1 protein-coding gene is annotated in these 469 nt (G+C 44.6%); it reads right to left on the reverse strand.

The genetic code is table 11. From position 1 onward, the window contains the following. Nucleotides 1–434: LysR substrate-binding domain-containing protein (locus tag J1781_RS00420; protein WP_217233024.1), on the reverse strand; the 434-nt coding region annotated here is incomplete at its 3' end. Between the last annotated feature and the right edge of the window lie 35 nt (nucleotides 435–469).

Below are 469 nucleotides of genomic sequence, written 5' to 3' on the forward strand. Positions count from 1 at the left end.
GCTTGGCGCTGTACTATGTTTAGCCAAGCTTGCATGGCTGGGGTCAGTGGTCGGTGTTTTCGCCATGCCATCACCATTTGCCAAGTCAAATTAGGCTGGACAAGCGGCAGGCAAACCAGCTGTTTGTCATCGAGCTTATCGGTATAATATTTGGGCAGTAGCGTCACCCCCATGTTTTTTTTCAACAAGGTTGTCAGTAGTTGCCATTGGTTGGTATGGCAAACGATATTGGGTTCAAAGCCGAGTTTTTGGCATTCTTCGACAATCATTGAGGTAAATGACGAATGGGACGCAAACAACATCAACGACGCATTTTTTAAGGATTTTAAAGTCACTTGTTTGATGGTATGGCCCATATGCTGTCGGTGTGCCACCATCATAATGGGATAATCGCATACTGGGATACAATCAAAGCTATCTTCAATCGGTTGCATCAAAGTACACACATCAATCTTATCTTCGAGCAAGG

This window comes from Rahnella perminowiae, assembly GCF_019049695.1.
Taxonomy (GTDB): domain Bacteria; phylum Pseudomonadota; class Gammaproteobacteria; order Enterobacterales; family Enterobacteriaceae; genus Rahnella; species Rahnella perminowiae.